This window comes from Flavobacterium sp., from assembly GCF_013822155.1.
Lineage (GTDB): Bacteria > Bacteroidota > Bacteroidia > Flavobacteriales > Flavobacteriaceae > Flavobacterium.
In genome coordinates this window covers 1-2,370 of record NZ_PNJW01000133.1, presented here as the reverse complement: position 1 = coordinate 2,370, position 2,370 = coordinate 1, and the positions used below count along the sequence as shown (strand labels likewise).

3 protein-coding genes are annotated in these 2,370 nt (G+C 31.3%); all 3 read right to left on the bottom strand.

Translation table 11 applies throughout. The annotated features are described in order from the left end of the window. Window positions 1-127: 127 nt before the first annotated feature. Window positions 128-817, bottom strand: coding sequence for a nucleotidyl transferase AbiEii/AbiGii toxin family protein (locus tag C0512_RS15230; protein WP_290863101.1), 690 nt, complete (start codon window positions 815-817; stop codon window positions 128-130). Next, window positions 810-1,331: a hypothetical protein gene (locus tag C0512_RS15225; protein ID WP_290863099.1), complete on the bottom strand. Its 522-nt coding sequence runs from the start codon at window positions 1,329-1,331 to the stop codon at window positions 810-812. Before C0512_RS15225 ends, C0512_RS15230 begins: the two co-directional genes overlap by 8 nt. Window positions 1,332-1,921: 590 nt before the next feature. Then, window positions 1,922-2,370: arylamine N-acetyltransferase (locus tag C0512_RS15220; protein ID WP_290863097.1), on the bottom strand; the 449-nt coding region annotated here is incomplete at its 5' end.

Genomic DNA, 2,370 nt, shown 5'->3' with positions numbered 1-2,370 from the left:
TTTTTGACTAATGAAATTTTTTTTATACCACCCGAAAGGATTCGTGCGGCAGCGGGGATATTTGATGTTAATCATCATTGTTTTTTATTATAAAGCTATACACTAATAGTAAAAAGCTTATGTTTTTTTAATTTGAAATTATATCTATTTTTTCCATCAACATTTTAAATCGTTCTTCTCGGATTAATGGATGGATGTGCATTGCTAAAATCTCTTCCGCTTGTGGATGTCTTTTAATTGCTGTTAGTTCCTTTTTTATGTACTTTTTTACATCATCATCAGCTGCTTGAATTTCTTCCACTATTGTTGTTCTGTTGTCTAAAAGATAGATAATGTCTTCAAAATCGTGACTGCCATAAAAATCATTTTGCCCTCTGTCTTTGAATGCTTCTAATTTGGTTGCTAGGAAATAGGGTGACGGTAAAATGTTTATGCTTGTTCCATCTTCTAATGCTATTTGTTGTAAGTATTTAAAACCCGGTTTGTACCAACTATTTGAAACGCCCATACTACTATCTTCCGCCGGCATAATGTCTATGGCAATATCTTGATATTTATAAGAACATATTGATTGTCCTTGAGGATCCGGATAAAAATCGAGTTCCGCTAATCGTTCTTGCATTTGAGCCCATTCGTTATAATTTGCCAAATTTATTGTCATGTCAATATCTGACGTTGGACGAATTTCTTCCGCAGCTGGATCATCAGTATATAAACTAATTACAGCTCCACCAATAAAAACCATTTTATCTTTAAGCTCTTTTAGTCCTTGAGCGACTTGTGCTACTAATGCGAGATTGATGACTTTATTATACATTTAGTATTCTTTTTTCTAATTCCTTTTTTGCTATTTCTTTTTCTCTAACTCTTCCCACTCTAATAGCATCAACCATAGTAAGTAATTCGTATAAGTTATTATCGTTTAAAGAAGCTTCTACGGCAGTATTGTATAATGGTTCTACTGCTTGTCCTCTTTCTAAACCTTTAGCATATGGCCAAACGTATTTTTCGTTTGATTTGATCATTTGATTTAGAGGTTCCGCAGCATGTGCTGTTAAAACTCCTCTTACAATAGCTCCCGGTTGTTGTGGAAAAGCGTAGGCAACACCATGAAGCAAAAATTCGGTAAAAGCCAATCTGTTTACTTTCTTTCTGGCTTCATCAATTAATCCTGCATATCTGGAACGGTTTAGCGATTGACTTACTTCGGATTGACTAATTCCTAGTTCTTGAGCTATCGTATGGTGAAACCATGATAGATTACCTAAAGCCACTATTTTTAGGAGTATTAAGATATCTTGTGGCTTTAAATTATTTTTTGATTGTTGCATATATTTGATATTGCGATATGCAATATTAGTAATTTAATTCCTGAATAACACTATTTTACTGCTCTATATTTCATATTGCGATATGCGATATTGTATTGTTGACGATTTTCATATTACAGTATCTTTTTTTACTAACCTAAAATATTGGTTTTTATAGGATATGTTGCTTATTATTTTTGAACTTTGGAATAGTTCTGTCTCTACTATAAAATCGTCCAGTAGGAGTTTTTCTGCTTGTACTTTCAATTCAAATACTCCCAGGGTTCCTATTTCTTTATTCCTTATATAAAGAAGCTTTGGGAAAAAATTTTGTTGCCTTTTACCCTTTTCTTTCGAAGGGATGTTTTTCTGGACATACAAAAACTTTTTTGAGCGTTTGGAAGGTGTAGCGAACGGAGTAGAAAAACGTTAAACCGGGCAGAGAAGAGTTCTTTTAGTTTTTTGGTTTTATGATTTTATAAAATTCTGAAAGTTAATTAATTATCAATGTTTCACATCTTATTTTTGACTAATGAAATTTTTATACCACCCGAAAGGATTCGGGCAACAGCGGGGGGAAAACAAATATTGTTCAATATTAGCAATACTTATTATTGTTCTATATAGTCAATCTTTAAGTCGGATAAGTCAAACTTAAAGGTGTCTGTAATTAGTTTATATATTTCATCTAATAACACTATTTTTTCAGTGATTGAATTCTTATTATAAACTCCTAATCTGTTACCTTTTAAAAAATAGAAATTGTCATCAATAATCTTTGAAAATCTTAAACTATTCTGAAATGGATAAATTGATTTGTCTTCAAATCTTTTGTTAATTTCATTCTTAATTTCATCTTGACTTTTTTCTTTTAAAGGAATTGTTATCATTAAGTTATAATCCTTAGTTGTTCTGTGATATAGTAAAATATCATCTTTCTGAATCCTTGTTTTAAAACTCATTCCAAAAACAGAATACTCAATTTCCTGAAATTCAGGAAAAAGTATAACACTAGGCCATCCTGAACCTACATCAATAAAATATTTTTTTCCTTCGATAA